The following is a 16,053-nucleotide window of genomic DNA, read 5'->3' on the forward strand; positions in this document are numbered from 1 at the left end:
TATATCAAGGAGGAAAAATATAACCATGGATTCCGTTACAAACAACACCCGTGATGTGGCAAGAGAGCTGGCCCGCAAGTACAGCACCATGACTCATGATGAGCTTGACTTGCTGGAGAGCATCCTCGTGCCGCATAAATATCTCAAGGGACAGATGATTCTCTCGGAGGGAGACATCGACAAGGACATCATGTATATAGCCAAGGGCATGACCCGCCAGTTCTATTTCAAGAACGGGAAGGAACTCACGGAGCACATTGCGACCGAGGGTGGCATCGTGATGTGCATTGAGAGTCTCTTCAGGGAGAAGCCCACGGAAATACAGGTAGAGGCCTTGGAGCAGACCTGGATTTACTCCTTGCCGAAGGACAAGTTGGAACAGGTGGCCCTCCATAATAGCAACATTCAGATTCTCTATCGCAAGATTCTGGAGGAAAGCCTGATTTTGTCTCAGGTGCATGCTGACCTCGTGCGTTTCGAGACGGCCCAGGATCGTTACCAGAAGCTGTGCAAACTGATGCCGCAGGTTATTCTGCGTGCCCCTCTGGTCTACATCGCAAGCTACTTGCAGATGACGCCGGAGACGCTCAGCCGCGTTCGTACGGCATCATTGAAGGGTTAGATATAAGAACAGGAGCAGACGACCGTATGCTCCTGTTTCGTTTTCTTGATTTCAAATCTCATTTCTAATAGACGCGGGGCCCAAAGATTGTGGTTCCCACCCGTACCATTGTAGAGCCGTGCCTGACGGCAATCCGGTAGTCGTGGCTCATCCCCCACGACCGTTCCTTGAACTCCGGGTCGTCGGAAAAGTATTTTGCCTTTATTTCGCGGAAGAAGTCTGACGCCTCGTCGAACTCCCTCGCAATCTGGCTTTCGTCGTCCACATTCGACGCCATCATCATGAGTCCGCAGATCTGCACATGCCTGAGCTCGCGCCATTCGCCGCCATCTAAGAGCTGGCGGCAAGCCTCGAGCGTGAGTCCATACTTGGTTTCCTCTTCCGCGATGTGCAGTTCCAGGAGCACTTTGATGACGCGGTCATGCTTTGCGGCCTGCTTCTCGATTTCCTTGAGCAGTTTCAGCGAGTCCACGGCCTCAATCATGGCGATATAGGGAGCAATATATTTCACCTTGTTGGTCTGCAGATGGCCGATGAAATGCCACTCGATGTCTTTCGGAAGAGCCTCCACCTTGCCTTTGAGTTCCTGCTCGTGGCTCTCGCCGAAGATGCGCTGGCCCTCGCCGTAGGCAGCCTCTATATACTCTTTGGGGTGGAATTTGCTGATGGCAACCAATCTAACGCCTTCTGGCAAGTTGCCCAGCACCTCGTGTAGATTCCTTGCGACATCGACTTCCATTATTCTCCCTCCTCGTATTCAGGTTTCTCGTTGTCTTCTTTTTGCTCTGTTTTTGCCTTGTGCTCGAATACATCCATGATCTTGGTCTCGGTGATTCCGGCGATGACATAGTCTATCATGGTGCCCCCCATGACCTCGTCGATGTTCTTGATGGCCCCGTTGATAGTACCGGCCTGCACGAGGTAGCTTACCGCTGTGCGCTTCTCCTTCTCGGTCTTCTCGTCGAGCGTAATGAACTGCAGCCGCGTCTTGTACCAGCGGTCGTCGCTGTCCCTGTCGCTGAAGAATATCTCGCCGTAGGTGGCGGGATTGAGATTCTTCACCTCAAACTCGCCGCTGATATATGAAGACATCTCCCGGGTGATGGACTCCTCGGCCTCGCCGAAGGTGAAGGCATCTACCACATAGAGTTCCGTAACTTTCTTCTGCATGCCGTCTTCCATGGTTTTCTCATAGCGGACGGACGCCTCGAACCATTTTGATGTTCTACTTCTCATAGTCTGTTTTTTGTTTTTTGCTCTTGCAAAGGTAGTCTTTTTTTCTGAAACCGATACCTGTGTAGAAAAAAATAAGTAACTTTGCAATCAAATCAGAACGAACGAAGCAATGCCTCATATATCACTCCGAGGGCAGGAAATGCCCGAATCGCCCATCCGAAAGCTTGCCCCTCTGGCTCGGGCTGCCAAGTCGCGGGGCGTCAAGGTGTATCATTTGAATATAGGGCAGCCCGACCTCCCGACCCCCCAATGCGGGCTCGACGCCCTGCGGCACATAGACCGCAAGGTGTTGGAATACTCCCCGTCGCAGGGCTATGAGAGCTATCGTGAGAAGCTTACACACTATTATAGGAAGTATGGCATTCATGTAATGGCCGACGACATCATCATTACGGCCGGTGGTTCGGAGGCCGTGCTCTTCGCTTTCATGAGCACCCTGAACCCCGGAGACGAGATTATTATCCCCGAGCCGGCCTATGCCAACTATATGGCTTTTGCCCTCTCGGTAGGCGCAAAGATACGAACGCTCACTACCACGATAGAGCAGGGCTTCGCCTTGCCTCATGTGGAGAAGTTCGAGGAGCTTATCAACGAGCGCACGAAGGCCATCCTGATTTGTAATCCGAACAACCCCACGGGCTACCTCTACACGCGGCGGGAGATGAACCAGATTCGCGACTTGGTGAAGAAATACGACCTCTATCTCTTCTCCGACGAGGTCTACCGGGAGTATATCTATACAGGCAGCCCCTATATTAGTGCCATGCACCTGAAGGAAATCGAGCAGAACACGATTCTGATAGACTCCGTGTCGAAGCGCTACAGCGAGTGCGGCATCCGCATCGGGGCGCTGATCACTAAGAACGAGGCCGTGAGGAAGGCCGTGATGAAGTTTTGCCAGGCTCGCCTGTCGCCGCCCCTCCTCGGGCAGATCGTGGCCGAGGCGTCGCTGGATGCCCCCGAAGAGTATTACCGGGATGTCTACGAGGAGTATGTGGAGCGTCGCAAGGTGCTCATAGACGGGCTCAACCGCATTCCGGGAGTCTATTCTCCCATCCCGATGGGAGCGTTCTATACGGTGGCAAAACTGCCCGTGGACGATGCCGAGAAGTTCTGCCGCTGGTGTCTGGAGGAGTTCAGCTATGAGGGCGAGACTGTGATGATGGCTCCCGCCGCCGGCTTCTACACCACGCCGGGACTGGGACGCGACCAGGTGCGCATGGCCTATGTGCTCAAGAGAGATGACCTTGAGCGGGCACTTCTGGTGCTCCGGAAAGCCCTTGAGGCATATCCCGGCAGGGTCTTGGACTCGGAATAGGGGAGCAGGGGGTGCCATCTGAAGACAAGAATGCCGCCGGGAGGATGACAAAATCGGCGATTTCGTCGGACAATCTCGCCGATTTTGTGGGATGATTTCGCCGATTTTGTCAGACTGACAGCCGCTAAAAGGAAACAAAAGAAGAAAGAAATATGAACCTACCGTTATTCATAGCGAGAAGAATCTATCGCGACCAGGGCGACAAACGCAAAGTCTCGCGTCCTGCCATCCGCATTGCCACCGTCGGCGTGGGCATCGGACTGGCGGTCATGCTCCTGTCGGTGAGCGTGGTATTCGGCTTCAAGCACACCATCCGCGACAAGGTCATCGGCTTCGGGAGTCATATTCAGGTAGGTGATTTCATGACCCTTCAGGGGGGCGAGCAGTATCCCATCCAGATGAACGACTCGATGATGGAGGTGCTGAGGAAGACTGCCGGAGTGAAGCATGTGCAACGCTTTGCCGTCAAACAGGGCATCCTGAAGACCGATTCCGACTTCCTCGGCGTGGCCTTCAAGGGCGTGGGGCCTGAGTTTGACTCCGCTTTCATCCATCAGAACATGGTGGCGGGCTCTATTCCGAAGTTCTCCGACACAGCCAGCGGAAGCCAGTTGCTCGTCTCGAAGACGATGGCCGACCAGCTCTATCTGAAGGTAGGCGACAAGCTCTTTGCGTATTTCATCGACCACAACGGCGTCCGCACCCGCAGGTTTACCGTTGCGGGCATCTATCAGACCAATCTGTCGGCCTATGACAAGGTTACCTGCTTCATAGACCTCTATACTGCCCGGAAGCTCAACGGGTGGGAGGACGACCAGGCTTCGGGGGCAGAGCTCGCCGTGAACGACTTCACGAAGTTGCAGGAAACCGAAGACATACTCATAGAAAAGGTGAACCGCACCGTCGACCGCTATGGCGAGACTTACTCTTCGCGAACCATCCAGGAAATCAATCCGGGCATCTTTAAGTGGCTCGACCTGCTCGACATGAATGTGTGGATCATCCTCGCTTTGATGATGGCCGTAGCCGGCGTTACGATGGTCTCCGGCCTGCTCATTATCATTCTGGAGCGTACGACGATGATTGGAGTGCTCAAAGCACTGGGTGCACGCAACCGCACGATTCGTCATACCTTCCTCTGGTTTGCGGCCTTCATCATCGGAAAAGGACTCCTCTTGGGCGATGTTATTGGTTTGGGGGTGATCTTGCTTCAGAAATTCACGGGATTCGTCAAGCTCGACGCCGCCACCTATTATGTCTCCACCGTCCCTGTGGAAATCAATATACCTCTTATAATATTATTGAATATCGCCACCCTAATCGTGAGTGTCTTCGTGCTGATAGCCCCGAGCTATCTTATTTCGCACATACATCCCGCCCGGAGCATGCGTTATGAGTGATGGATGCCAAATGGAAAACTAAAAATGCCATATCGGACAATGCACATTCGAGCAGAGTGTGCAGTTTGAAAGAAAAACTTAAAATATCACATTCCGTTTGAAAATATTGCACATAATTTTTTGAAATGTGCAGGAAAGGCCGTATCTTTGCACAGAATTTTGAAGATTGTGCAATGGAGTCAATACTAAGCTTTAACTCATATATTGAACAAAGTATCATTAACAACTGGGACAAGGATGCCCTCACCGACTACAAGGGAGCTACGCTGCAATATCATGATGTAGCTCGTAAGATAGAAAAACTCCATATCCTGTTTGAGAACAGCGGGGTAGAGAAGGGAGACAAGGTTGCCGTCTGCGGCCGCAACAGTGCCCAGTGGGCCGTGGCTTTTCTGGCAACGGTAACCTACGGGGCCGTCATCGTGCCCATACAGCACGAGTTTACCCCCGACCAGATCTATAATATCGTAAACCATAGTGATGCCAAGCTGCTCTTCGTGGGCGATGTGGTGGCTCCCACGATAGATGTGGCGCAGATGCCTCAGTTGGAAGGCGTGATTTATCTTCCCGACAATTCACTCATCGAGTCGCGCTCCGAAAAGCTCACCTATGCTCGTGAACATCTGAACGAAATGTTCGGCCACCGTTACCCGAAGTTCTTCCGAAGGGAGCATGTGAAGTATTATGTCGACAAGGCCGACGAGCTTGCGATGATCAATTACACCAGCGGAACCACGGGATTCTCGAAGGGCGTGATGATTCCCTACCGCGCCCTGTGGAGCAACATCGACTATCTGAGTGAGGCGATAGGAGTTCACATTCCCAAGGACAGCAATTGCCTGTGCATCCTCCCGATGGCTCACATGTACGGGCTGACCTGTGAATTCCTGCTTCAGTTTACCGCCGGTAACCACTTATACTTCCTGACTCGCCTTCCGAGCCCCTCTCTGATTCAGGAAGCATGTATGGAAATCAAGCCAGCCATCGTGGTATCTGTGCCTATGGTGGTAGAGAAGATCATCCGGAAGAAGGTCTTTCCCGAGCTTGACAGCCGCTACAAGATACTCATGGGCATGCCCGTCATCGGCAAGAAGATTAAGATGCTGCTCTGCCAGCGCGTTAAGGAACTTTTCGGAGGCAGCCTTTATGAGATTCTCGTAGGCGGGGCGAGCCTGAACAAAGAGATCGAACAGTTCCTGAGAGACATAGAGTTTCCCGTAACCGTGGGGTATGGAACCACCGAGACAGCCCCCATGATCAGCTATAGCGACCACATGGACTTTGTGAGTGGGTCGTGCGGCACGCCGGCAAAGCACATGGAAGTGATAATAAAGAGTGGTGATCCGGAAAATGTTCCAGGTGAGATATGGACCCGCGGACTCAATGTCATGCAGGGATATTATAAAAACGAACAGGCCACGAAGGCTGTCCTTGACGACGAGGGATGGTTCCACACGGGCGACTTGGCCACGATGAGCCCTGACGGACACCTGTTTATCCGTGGCCGCATCAAGAATATGTTGCTGGGTTCCAATGGTCAGAATGTATACCCGGAGGAGATAGAAGACAAGCTCAACTCGATGGCAATGGTGAGTGAAAGCCTCATCCTGCAGAAGGGCGAGGAGCTTGTGGCCCTCGTCCATCCCGATATGGAGGAGGCTCATCAGATGGGTTTCTCGGAAGAGGACTTGCTGAATGTAATGAACCAGAATCGTTTAGAATTAAACCAAATGTTGCCGCCGTTCTGCAAGATAGCCGTGATACAGCTGCACGACAGGGAGTTTGAGAAGACTCCCAAGAAGAGCATCAAGCGCTATCTGTATCAGGATGCGGTCTGAAAATCCAAATATTAAATGCTATGATGGAAATTCCAAGTTTCAACGAGTTGATTGAGAAGGCAATCATTGATTGTTGGGATCATGACGCACTGACGGATTACAAGGGAATTACGCTGCAGTATCATGATGTGGCCCGTAAGATAGAGAAGCTCCATATTCTGTTTGAAAACGGGGGAGTAGCCAAGGGCGACAAGATTGCCCTCTGCGGGCGGAACTCATCGGCGTGGGCCTGTGCTTTTCTCGCGACGCTTACCTATGGTGCGATAGCCGTCCCCATCCTCCATGAGTTTACTGCCGACCAGATTCATAACATCGTGAACCACAGTGAGGCGAAGTTCCTCTTTGTGGGCGATATAGTGGCCACGCAGGTCGACGCGACGAAGATGCCGGCTCTGGAAGGCATCATCTATATTCCGGACTACTCGCTTGTGGTGTCGAGAACCGACAAGCTCACCTATGCCCGTGAGCACTTGAACGAGATGTTCGGGCAGAAATATCCCAAGTATTTCCGCAAGGAACATGTGAAGTATTACCGTGAACAGAATCCTGACGAGCTGGCGATGATCAACTATACCAGCGGGACCACGGGCTTCTCCAAGGGCGTGATGATTCCCTATCGGGCGATGTGGAGCAATGCCGACTTTGCCAAGCATGTGCTCGGCGGCCATCTCCATGCGGGCGATCAGGTAATCAGCATCCTCCCGATGGCCCATATGTACGGCATGGCCTTTGAGTTCATCTATGAGTTTCTCTCCGGTTGCCACATCTTCTACCTGACCCGTGTGCCGAGTCCTGCCATCATTGCGCAGGCTTTCGCGGATGTCAAGCCCCGTGTCATCATAGCCGTGCCGCTCATCATAGAGAAGATTATCAGGAAGAAAGTATTCCCGAAGATTCAGAACAGCAAGATTAGGCTGCTGATGAACATGCCCGTGGTGAGCAAGAAAGTCTATGAGCGCATCTGCGAGCAGGTGTCGGAGGCCTTCGGCGGGAACTTCTATGAAGTCATTATAGGCGGTGCTGCCTTCAACCAGGAGGTGGAACAGTTCCTCCACAAGATAGGCTTCAAGTATACCGTGGGCTATGGGGCCACGGAATGCGCGCCGATTATCTGCTATTCGGACTATTCCACCTTCGTGGCCGGAAGCTGCGGCAGGGCTGCCCTGCATCAGCTGGTGCGCATCGACAGCACGGATTCTGAGAATATTCCGGGCGAGATTCTCACCAAGGGACCTAATGTCCTGCTTGGCTATTACAAGAACGAGGAGGCTACGAAGGCTGCCATCGACGAGGAGGGATGGTTCCATACCGGCGACCTCGGGACGATGGACAAGGAGGGAAATGTGTTTATCCGAGGCCGCATCAAGAACATGCTGCTGGGTGCCAGCGGGCAGAACATCTATCCTGAGGAGATAGAAGACAAGCTCAACTCTATGACTCTTGTCATGGAGAGCGTGGTAATCCAGGAGAACGAGAAACTCGTCGGTCTGGTGTTCCCAGACTTCGACGAGGCCTATAAGCTTGGCTTTAACAAGTCTGACCTTGAGGAGATTATGGAGCAGAACCGCGTGGAGCTGAACAAGGAACTGCCAGCCTATTGCCAGCTTACGGCGATTCGTCTCCATGACGAGGAGTTTGAGAAAACGCCGAAGAAGAGCATCAAACGATTCCTGTATACGAAATAGTCCTTCGGGAAGCACTATCCCGGAAGGATGAAATGACATCACGAAACTCTGTTTTGTACAAATAATTCGGAGTTTCGTGATTTTTTGTATATATGCCGATACTGAATAATTATCCAGTTTATGCCTTTCCTTAGGGTAAAAGGCCGTCTTTTACTCGCCTGCTAACCGCTGAAAGCCTTGCCGGAAGCTGCCTTCTTCCCTCCCTTTTGCCGCCTTTTTATTGCATAAAACGCCTTTTTGCCCGAGAAAGAGCATGATTTTCTCCGAGAAATGATTTTCAGAAAAAACGGCATCGGCCACAAGGCCTCTTAAGCGCCGCAGGAGCGATTTTCTTTTTTAGGCTTCATCGGGTCAGGGAAAAGTTATCTGGGGTCTTGTACGGCATTTGCATAAATATTCATTCGTGGAGCTCGCTTTGTAAATAAAAATCATCCTTGGGCATGTGTGGTGCGTCTTTTATATCGATATTCATTTTCCGGAACGCATTTCCCAGACATTCGCCGGTGCGGGAAAAAGGAAAATCGCGCATGCGCATAACTTAATTGAGAAAAAAACACCGAATCTCTTCTTTATATCGAAAAAAAAGTAGTAATTTTGCAAACTGAATGTGGCAAAATACTTTTTCCATTGCCTCAAAGACGAACAGAGGTCTAAGAAATAGAATTAATAACTTATATAAAATTTTATGAATTTCACTTTGTTGATTACCGTTTTGCTGACGGCTGTAACCTTGGTAGTGGCGGCTTATGTCATCGCCAAGCTCATCGGCCCTCGGTCTTACAATCCGGTAAAAGGCGAAGCATTCGAGTGTGGTATTCCCACACGCGGCAGTTCGTGGCTGCCGGTGCATGTGGGCTACTATCTCTTTGCCATCCTTTTCCTGATGTTCGACATCGAGACCGTGTTCCTGTATCCATGGGCAGTCGTCGTGAAGCAGTTTGGCGCGATGGCTCTCGTTAGCATCGGGTTCTTCCTGTTGGTATTAGTGTTTGGCCTGGCTTATGCCTGGCGGAAAGGAGCTTTGGAATGGAAGTAAGAAAAAGAGCCTCTATCAAGAGCATTCCTTTCGAGGAATTCAAAGACAATGAGACGCTTGAGCAGATGGCTCAGGAGCTGAACGACGGTGGTACGAATGTAGTATTGGGGTCGCTTGACGCGGCCATCAACTGGGGTCGCTCCAACTCTCCGTGGTCCTTGACATTCGGTACTTCCTGCTGTGGAATCGAGTTCATGGCCGTAGGCTGTGCGCGTTACGACTTCTCGCGCTTTGGGTTCGAGGTAACCCGAAACTCTCCCCGTCAGGCTGATTTGATTATGTGCGCTGGTACGATAACGAATAAGATGGCACCGGTATTCAAGCGTCTGTACGACGAAATGGCAGAGCCGAAGTATGTAGTGGCCGTGGGCGGCTGCACCATTTCGGGCGGTCCGTTCAAGAAGAGCTATTGCGTGGTTCGCGGAATCGACGAGATTGTTCCCGTGGATGTCTACATCCCAGGATGCCCTCCCCGGCCGGAAGCCATCCTCTACGGCATGATGCAGTTGCAGCGCAAGATAAAGGTGGAGAAATTCTTCGGGGGTGCAAACCACAAGATGACCAAGGCCGAGAAGGAAGAGAGCATGCAGCTCGGAGGCCTTCATGGTATCAGCAATGGAAACCTGAATGCTGCCAAGATCGGCAAGCCGCAGCCCATCATCGTAGCCGGAGCCCCTGCCAAGGAAGACCTTGAGGCTCTCGGGCAGGAGCTCGACGAGTTGCAGCAGAAGACTGCCGTGGCCGCTGCCGAGCCCTCTGAGGCTAAGCCGGCCGCTGAGACGCCGAAGGCTGTGGGGACACCTGAGACAACCGAACCGAGTAACAACTAAACAAGGTAAGCAGAAATTATGAAATTAGAAAATAAAGAATTCGGATTTGACAACTTTTCCAGCGCAATGGAGAAGTTGAAGAATGAAGAGCATTTCGACTACCTTGTTACGATCATAGGTGAAGACTTTGGTCACGAAGAGGGACTGGGATGTATCTACATTCTGGAGAATACAGAGACTCATGAGCGCATATCGGTCAAGCAGCTGGCCAAGAGAGTGGGAGAGGACTATGTAATTCCTTCTGTTCTTAAGCTGTGGCACGATGCCGACCTGCTCGAGCGCGAGGTTTTCGATTTCCTCGGAATCAAGTTTCTCGGTCATCCGGACATGCGCCGCCTGTTCATGCGGAATGATTTTGAAGGTTACCCCCTTCGCAAGGACTTCGACATGAGCCCGGAGGCAAACCGCTTTCCGACGACTGACGAGCCGGAGTCTGACTGGACAGCGGAGTGGAATCTGACGGAAGACGGCAAGCTCGTGGAGACTCGGCATCGCCTTTTCGATGATGATGACTTCGTGATAAACTTTGGTCCTAACCACCCTTCAACCCACGGCGTGCTCCGCTTGCAGACGGTTGTGGACGGAGAGACCATCAAGCATGTCTATCCTCACCTCGGCTATATCCATCGCGGAATAGAGAAGATGATGGAAGAGATGACCTATCCCCAGACGCTTGCTTTAACCGACCGCCTTAACTATCTGTGCGCCATGCATCATCGTCATGCCCTCGTCGGCGTGATAGAAGAGGCTCTCGGCGTAGAGTTGAGCGACCGGATTAAATACATCCGCACCATCATGGACGAGCTCCAGCGCATTGACAATCACTTGTTGTTCCTCGGTACTTGTGCTCAGGACCTGAGTGCCCTGACCGCGTTCCTCTATTGTATGCGCGATCGCGAGCATGTGCTGAATGTCATGGAGGAGACCACCGGTGGTCGTCTGATTCAGAACTACTATCGCATCGGAGGCCTTCAGGACGACATAGACCCCAACTTCGTGGAGAATACGAAGGCTCTCTGCAAGTATCTGCGTCCGATGATTCAGGAATATCTGGATGTCTTCGGCGATAATGTCATCACCCACCAGCGCCTTGAAGGTGTTGCCCCCATGAATCAGGAAGACTGCATCAACTACGGCGTTACTGGTCCGGCGGGTCGTGCGTCAGGGTGGCACAACGATGTCCGGAAGAATCATCCTTACGCCATGTACGACAAGGTGGAGTGGAAGGAAATCGTAGGCGAGAACTGCGATTCCATGGATCGCTACATGATTCACATCTACGAGATTTACCAGAGCCTCGACATCATCGAGCAGCTCATCGATAATATCCCGGAGGGAGAGTTCTATATCAAGCAGAAGCCCATCATCAAGCTGCCCGAGGGACAGTGGTGGTTCTCCGTGGAAGGCGGTGCCGGCGAGTTCGGCGTCTATCTTGAGAGCCGCGGGGACAAGAGTCCCTATCGCGTGAAGATGCGTCCCATGGGCCTGACACTTGTCGGCGCGTTCGACAAGATGCTGAAGGGACAGAAGATAGCCGACCTCGTTGCGGCAGGAGCTTCCATCGACTTTGTCGTTCCCGACTTGGATCGTTAATACTAAAATTCAAAAGTTAATCCGATAAAAACAAGAAATAGAATATGTTTGATTTTAGTATAGTAACAACATGGTTCGACAACCTCCTCCGCCAGACGCTTGGCCTTGGAGATTTCTGGTCGATTCTGATTGAGTGCGTTGTCGTCGGCATCATCATCCTAATCGTGTATGCCCTCATCGCAATTGTGTTGATTTTCATGGAACGCAAGGTCTGTGCCTACTTCCAGTGCCGCCTCGGCCCGATGCGCGTAGGCCCTTGGGGTATCTTTCAGGTTTTTGCCGATGTGCTGAAAATGCTGATAAAGGAAATCTTCTCGGTGGACAAGGCCGACAAGTTCCTTTACTATCTGGCACCGTTCCTCGTGATAATTGCCTCGGTAGGCACATTCTCTTTCCTGCCTTGGAACAAGGGAGCCTTAGTGCTTGACTTCAATGTAGGCGTGTTCCTGATTACGGCCATTTCATCCATCGGCGTGCTCGGTATCTTCATCGCAGGATGGGGGAGTAACAACAAGTACTCCGTAGTGTCGGCCATGCGTGGTGCCGTCCAGATGATTTCCTATGAGATGTCGCTTGGCCTCTGCCTGATTGCGGCTGTAGCACTTACGGGCACAATGCAGGTAAGTGGTATCGTGGAAACGCAGACGGGTCCGTGGAACTGGCTGATCATCAAAGGACATATCCCGGCCATCATCGCTTTCCTGGTGTTCCTCGTGGCAGGAAACGCCGAGGCTAACCGCGGTCCTTTCGACATGGCGGAAGCAGAAAGTGAGCTGACGGCGGGCTATCATACGGAGTATTCCGGCATGGGATTCGGCTTCTACTATTTAGCAGAATATCTGAACCTCTTCGTAATCTCTGGTATTGCAGCCACCGTATTCCTTGGTGGATGGGCTCCGCTGAACATCGGCATCGCGGCATTTGACAATGTGATGAACTATATTCCCGGTTTCGTCTGGTTTTTTGCCAAGACCTTTGCGGTGGTTTGGTTGCTGATGTGGGTGCGCTGGACATTCCCTCGCCTCCGTATCGACCAGATACTGAAGCTTGAGTGGAAATATCTCATGCCCCTGTCATTGGTTAATTTGGTGTTGATGACTGTATGTGTAGCTTTCGGTTTGTACATACATTAATAAATAAGGTATAGAAATGGCAAATAATGAAAAGACATATTTCCAGGGTATTGCCGATGGCGTAAAGACCCTTGGCGTGGGTCTGAAGACCACTCTGAAGGAGTACTTCACGCCAAAGTCGACGGAGCAGTATCCTGAGAACCGCAAGACAACGCTTCATGTCAGTGCCCGCCATCGTGGCCGCTTGGTCTTCAAGCGCAATGAGGACGGCTCTTACAAGTGTACGGCTTGCACAATGTGTGAGAAGGCTTGTCCTAACGATACCATCAAGATTACCGCCCATATGGAGACTGACCCGGAAACAGGTCGCAAGAAAAAGCAACTGGACGACTACCAGTATGATCTTGGCGACTGCATGTTCTGCCAGCTCTGTGTGAATGCTTGTAACTTTGATGCTATCGAATTCACAAATGATTTCGAGAACTCTGTATTCGACCGGGAGAAACTGGTGCTTCATCTCGACAAGGAGGTGTATCAAGGGGGAAGTCTCCCTGGCCTCATCGATGGTGGAGCTCCTCTCGTTATCGGTAAGTTTAACACTAAAACCAAGTAATCGATTATGGCGAATATCGTAATATTTTGTATTTTGGCTGTAGTCATTCTTGGCTCAGCTGTTCTGTCGGTGATGACGACACGGATTATGCGCGCAGCCACATTCCTGCTGTTTGTCCTGTTTGGCATTGCCGGCATTTATATTCTGCTTGACTATACATTTCTCGGAGCTGCCCAGATTAGTATCTATGCGGGCGGTATCACGATGATGTATATCTTCGCTATCAACCTTGTATCCAAGAATACGCTTCAGGGACTTGTGGAAAGATTCAAGGGTACCCGTGTTTTCCAGGGTGCCTTGATTTCACTTGTAGGTCTGGGAACGGTAGTCGTAGTGTTTTTGAAGTCTCAGTTTATTACCCGTTTCACAACGGTCGAAGATGTAGAGGTTCCTATGAGCCAGATCGGTACAGCCCTTGTAGGTAGTGATAAATACCAGTATGTTTTGCCATTCGAGTTGATTTCGGTCTTCTTGCTGGCATGTATTATCGGTGGTATAATGATTGCAAGAAAGGAGGACAAGAAATGATTCCTATAGAATGTTTGCTTGCGCTTGGCGCATTGTTGTTCTTTATTGGAGTGTTTGGCTTCGTTACCCGTCGTAACCTTATCGCCATGCTTATCTCCATAGAGTTGGTCTTGAACGCTGTCGACCTGAACTTCGCGGTCTTCAATCGTCTTCTCTACCCGGGACAACTTGAGGGTATGTTCTTTACTCTTTTCTCAATTGGAGTCAGCGCAGCCGAGACAGCTGTAGCTCTGGCTATTATAATTAATGTTTACCGCAACTACCACAGTGATCAGGTGAACAGTATTGAAAATATGAAATTCTAAAAGACAATGGAATATAGTTATTCGTTTTTGATACTCCTTCTACCGTTCCTGAGCTTCTTGCTTTTGGGGCTTTGCGGTATGAAGATGAAAAAGCCGGTAGCTGGTATCATTGGCACAATCGTATTGGGCGTAGTATTCGCACTCTCCTGTTATACTGCCTACAAGTATTTCTTCCAGATTGGAAGAGGTGCTGACGGTTTGTATCCTACCGTTACTGTGTTTAACTTCACATGGTTGAAGTTTACGGAACTGTTGACTTTTAATATCGGTTTCCGCCTCACACCTATTAGTGTGATGATGCTTATTGTCATCACTACGGTGAGCTTTATGGTCCACATCTACTCTTTCGGTTATATGGCGGAACGCGATGAGAACTATAAGTTTGAAGGTTATGAGAAAGGCTTCCAGCGGTTCTATGCTTTCCTTTCTCTCTTCACGATGTCCATGCTTGGCTTGGTTGTGGCAACTAACATCTTCCAGATGTATCTGTTCTGGGAACTTGTGGGTGTTTGCTCTTATCTGCTGATTGGATTCTACTATCCAAAGCATGCAGCAGTCCATGCGTCTAAGAAGGCCTTCATAGTTACTCGTTTCGCCGACTTGTTCTTTTTGATAGGCATTCTGTTCTATAGCTTCTATGTGGGGACATTCAACTACGACCTTACTGCTGATGCATCCTTGACTGGTAAGTTGCCAGGTGCAGCATGGATCTTGCCGACGGCATTGTTCCTAATGTTCATTGGTGGTGCTGGTAAGAGTGCCATGTTCCCATTGCATATCTGGTTACCGGATGCCATGGAAGGTCCAACCCCCGTGTCTGCTTTGATTCATGCGGCTACGATGGTTGTCGCAGGTGTCTATCAGGTTGCCAGTCTGTTCCCAATTTGGGTTCAGTATGCTCCGAATGCCTTGCATTGGGTTGCTTATATTGCAGCCTTCACCGCTTTCTATGCAGCCGCTGTAGCCTGCTGTCAGAGTGATATTAAGCGAGGCTTGGCGTTCTCTACGATTTCTCAGATAGCCTATATGCTGGTTGCTCTTGGCGTCTGTACGGCTCTTGATAACCATGAAGGCGGATTAGGTTACATGGCAGGCATGTTCCATCTCTTTACTCACGCCATGTTCAAGGCTCTGCTGTTCCTGTGCTCAGGTGCTATCATCGTGATTATAGGTTCGAACTTCAAGGAATATATGGGTGGTCTGCATAAGTATATGCCCATCACCAACATCTGTTTTCTCATCGGATGTCTTGCCATTGCCGGCATTCCTCCGTTTGCGGGATTCTTCTCAAAGGATGAGATTATCACGGCTTGCTTCCAGTTCTCACCATTTATGGGTTACTTCATGACCTTGGTTGCTGGTATGACCGCATTCTATATGTTCCGTCTTTACTATGTGATATTCTGGGGACAGTCTTACTATGAACTGGATCCGGAGCACCGTCGCCGTCCGAAGGAAGTCCCGTTCATTATGTGGGGACCTCTTGCATTCCTCTCTATCGTGTCTGTCTTTGCAGGCTGGATATTGAATCCATGGGGCTCGTTTGGCAGCTTTGTCTCTGCGACGGGTGAAGCCTATCATATTCATCTGGACACCCAGGTAGCAGCTACAAGTATTGTTGTCGCTGTTATCGGGATAGCCCTTGCTACTTATATGTATGCACCTAAGAAGACGCCTCTTGCCGACACCCTTGCTGCAAAGATGCCGCGTTTGCATCGAGCAGCCTTGAATCGTTTCTATATTGACGATGCTTGGCAGTTCTTTACGCACAAGATTGTATTCGGTCTGTTCTCCAAGCCGATTGCCTGGTTCGACCGTCATGTCGTTGATGGTGCCATGAACTTCTTGGCATGGAGCACGCAGGAGGCTGGCGAGACCATCCGTCCTTGGCAGAGTGGCGATGTTCGTCAGTATGCTGTATGGTTCCTTACGGGTAGTGTTGCCTTAACATTAATCTTACTTTGTATTTTATAACC

General features: G+C 50.7%; 15 protein-coding genes. 13 read left to right on the forward strand and 2 right to left on the reverse strand.

Translation table 11 applies throughout. The features are described from left to right. The first annotated feature begins 25 nt into the window (after nucleotides 1-25). Nucleotides 26-622, forward strand: a complete 597-nt coding sequence (locus BM114_RS02000) for a Crp/Fnr family transcriptional regulator (RefSeq protein WP_092109863.1) — start codon at nucleotides 26-28, stop codon at nucleotides 620-622. Nucleotides 623-686: 64 nt separating this feature from the next. Here BM114_RS02000 and BM114_RS02005 read toward each other — a convergent pair whose 3' ends face one another. Then, on the reverse strand, nucleotides 687-1,361 hold the full coding sequence (locus BM114_RS02005; protein ID WP_092109865.1) for a YggS family pyridoxal phosphate-dependent enzyme: 675 nt from the start codon (nucleotides 1,359-1,361) through the stop codon (nucleotides 687-689). Then, a complete protein-coding gene (locus tag BM114_RS02010; protein WP_092109867.1) occupies nucleotides 1,361-1,858 on the reverse strand; it encodes a DUF4494 domain-containing protein in 498 nt (165 codons plus the stop codon). Before BM114_RS02010 ends, BM114_RS02005 begins: the two co-directional genes overlap by 1 nt. Before the next feature lie 109 nt (nucleotides 1,859-1,967). Here BM114_RS02010 and BM114_RS02015 point away from each other — a divergent pair, with 109 nt between their 5' ends. The 12 genes from BM114_RS02015 (at nucleotide 1,968) to nuoL (ending at nucleotide 16,051) form a co-directional block, all read left to right on the forward strand. Beyond that, nucleotides 1,968-3,176, forward strand: coding sequence for a pyridoxal phosphate-dependent aminotransferase (locus BM114_RS02015; protein ID WP_092109869.1), 1,209 nt, complete (start codon nucleotides 1,968-1,970; stop codon nucleotides 3,174-3,176). Nucleotides 3,177-3,328: 152 nt separating this feature from the next. Further along, on the forward strand, nucleotides 3,329-4,576 hold the full coding sequence (locus BM114_RS02020) for an ABC transporter permease (protein ID WP_092109871.1): 1,248 nt from the start codon (nucleotides 3,329-3,331) through the stop codon (nucleotides 4,574-4,576). A gap of 173 nt (nucleotides 4,577-4,749) precedes the next feature. After that, nucleotides 4,750-6,414: an AMP-binding protein gene (locus tag BM114_RS02025; RefSeq protein ID WP_092109873.1), complete on the forward strand. Its 1,665-nt coding sequence runs from the start codon at nucleotides 4,750-4,752 to the stop codon at nucleotides 6,412-6,414. 20 nt (nucleotides 6,415-6,434) lie between these two features. Further along, nucleotides 6,435-8,099: an AMP-binding protein gene (locus BM114_RS02030; protein ID WP_092109876.1), complete on the forward strand. Its 1,665-nt coding sequence runs from the start codon at nucleotides 6,435-6,437 to the stop codon at nucleotides 8,097-8,099. Between the two features lie 685 nt (nucleotides 8,100-8,784). Beyond that, nucleotides 8,785-9,135 (forward strand): NADH-quinone oxidoreductase subunit A, encoded by a 351-nt coding sequence (locus BM114_RS02035; protein ID WP_092109879.1) that lies wholly within the window; start codon nucleotides 8,785-8,787, stop codon nucleotides 9,133-9,135. Further along, entirely contained in the window at nucleotides 9,126-9,965 is an 840-nt protein-coding gene (locus BM114_RS02040) for an NADH-quinone oxidoreductase subunit B (protein WP_092109881.1), read from the forward strand. The genes BM114_RS02035 and BM114_RS02040 overlap by 10 nt, the downstream gene beginning before the upstream one ends. An 18-nt stretch (nucleotides 9,966-9,983) precedes the next feature. After that, on the forward strand, nucleotides 9,984-11,558 hold the full coding sequence (locus tag BM114_RS02045) for an NADH-quinone oxidoreductase subunit D-related protein (RefSeq protein ID WP_092109883.1): 1,575 nt from the start codon (nucleotides 9,984-9,986) through the stop codon (nucleotides 11,556-11,558). Between the two features lie 44 nt (nucleotides 11,559-11,602). After that, nucleotides 11,603-12,691, forward strand: coding sequence for an NADH-quinone oxidoreductase subunit NuoH (nuoH, locus tag BM114_RS02050; RefSeq protein WP_092109886.1), 1,089 nt, complete (start codon nucleotides 11,603-11,605; stop codon nucleotides 12,689-12,691). Between the two features lie 16 nt (nucleotides 12,692-12,707). Further along, the gene (locus tag BM114_RS02055) at nucleotides 12,708-13,244 is read left to right on the forward strand and encodes a NuoI/complex I 23 kDa subunit family protein (protein ID WP_092109889.1); all 537 of its coding nucleotides are present in this window, start codon (nucleotides 12,708-12,710) and stop codon (nucleotides 13,242-13,244) included. A gap of 6 nt (nucleotides 13,245-13,250) precedes the next feature. Continuing rightward, nucleotides 13,251-13,772: an NADH-quinone oxidoreductase subunit J family protein gene (locus BM114_RS02060; protein WP_092109892.1), complete on the forward strand. Its 522-nt coding sequence runs from the start codon at nucleotides 13,251-13,253 to the stop codon at nucleotides 13,770-13,772. Next, on the forward strand, nucleotides 13,769-14,077 hold the full coding sequence (nuoK, locus tag BM114_RS02065; RefSeq protein ID WP_092109894.1) for an NADH-quinone oxidoreductase subunit NuoK: 309 nt from the start codon (nucleotides 13,769-13,771) through the stop codon (nucleotides 14,075-14,077). The genes BM114_RS02060 and nuoK overlap by 4 nt, the downstream gene beginning before the upstream one ends. A gap of 6 nt (nucleotides 14,078-14,083) precedes the next feature. Further along, a complete protein-coding gene (nuoL, locus tag BM114_RS02070) occupies nucleotides 14,084-16,051 on the forward strand; it encodes an NADH-quinone oxidoreductase subunit L (protein ID WP_092109896.1) in 1,968 nt (655 codons plus the stop codon). The last annotated feature ends 2 nt before the right edge of the window (nucleotides 16,052-16,053 follow it).

Origin of the sequence: Prevotella sp. KH2C16, from assembly GCF_900113305.1 — a bacterium.
Lineage (GTDB): Bacteria > Bacteroidota > Bacteroidia > Bacteroidales > Bacteroidaceae > Prevotella.

Bases quoted from the DNA above. Each gene is read 5' to 3' on its own strand.
- BM114_RS02000 (WP_092109863.1), top strand. From the start codon at position 26: ATGGATTCCGTTACAAACAACACCCGTGATGTGGCAAGAGAGCTGGCC.
- BM114_RS02005 (WP_092109865.1), bottom strand. From the start codon at position 1,361: ATGGAAGTCGATGTCGCAAGGAATCTACACGAGGTGCTGGGCAACTTG.
- BM114_RS02010 (WP_092109867.1), bottom strand. From the start codon at position 1,858: ATGAGAAGTAGAACATCAAAATGGTTCGAGGCGTCCGTCCGCTATGAG.
- BM114_RS02015 (WP_092109869.1), top strand. From the start codon at position 1,968: ATGCCTCATATATCACTCCGAGGGCAGGAAATGCCCGAATCGCCCATC.
- BM114_RS02020 (WP_092109871.1), top strand. From the start codon at position 3,329: ATGAACCTACCGTTATTCATAGCGAGAAGAATCTATCGCGACCAGGGC.
- BM114_RS02025 (WP_092109873.1), top strand. From the start codon at position 4,750: ATGGAGTCAATACTAAGCTTTAACTCATATATTGAACAAAGTATCATT.
- BM114_RS02030 (WP_092109876.1), top strand. From the start codon at position 6,435: ATGATGGAAATTCCAAGTTTCAACGAGTTGATTGAGAAGGCAATCATT.
- BM114_RS02035 (WP_092109879.1), top strand. From the start codon at position 8,785: ATGAATTTCACTTTGTTGATTACCGTTTTGCTGACGGCTGTAACCTTG.
- BM114_RS02040 (WP_092109881.1), top strand. From the start codon at position 9,126: ATGGAAGTAAGAAAAAGAGCCTCTATCAAGAGCATTCCTTTCGAGGAA.
- BM114_RS02045 (WP_092109883.1), top strand. From the start codon at position 9,984: ATGAAATTAGAAAATAAAGAATTCGGATTTGACAACTTTTCCAGCGCA.
- nuoH (WP_092109886.1), top strand. From the start codon at position 11,603: ATGTTTGATTTTAGTATAGTAACAACATGGTTCGACAACCTCCTCCGC.
- BM114_RS02055 (WP_092109889.1), top strand. From the start codon at position 12,708: ATGGCAAATAATGAAAAGACATATTTCCAGGGTATTGCCGATGGCGTA.
- BM114_RS02060 (WP_092109892.1), top strand. From the start codon at position 13,251: ATGGCGAATATCGTAATATTTTGTATTTTGGCTGTAGTCATTCTTGGC.
- nuoK (WP_092109894.1), top strand. From the start codon at position 13,769: ATGATTCCTATAGAATGTTTGCTTGCGCTTGGCGCATTGTTGTTCTTT.
- nuoL (WP_092109896.1), top strand. From the start codon at position 14,084: ATGGAATATAGTTATTCGTTTTTGATACTCCTTCTACCGTTCCTGAGC.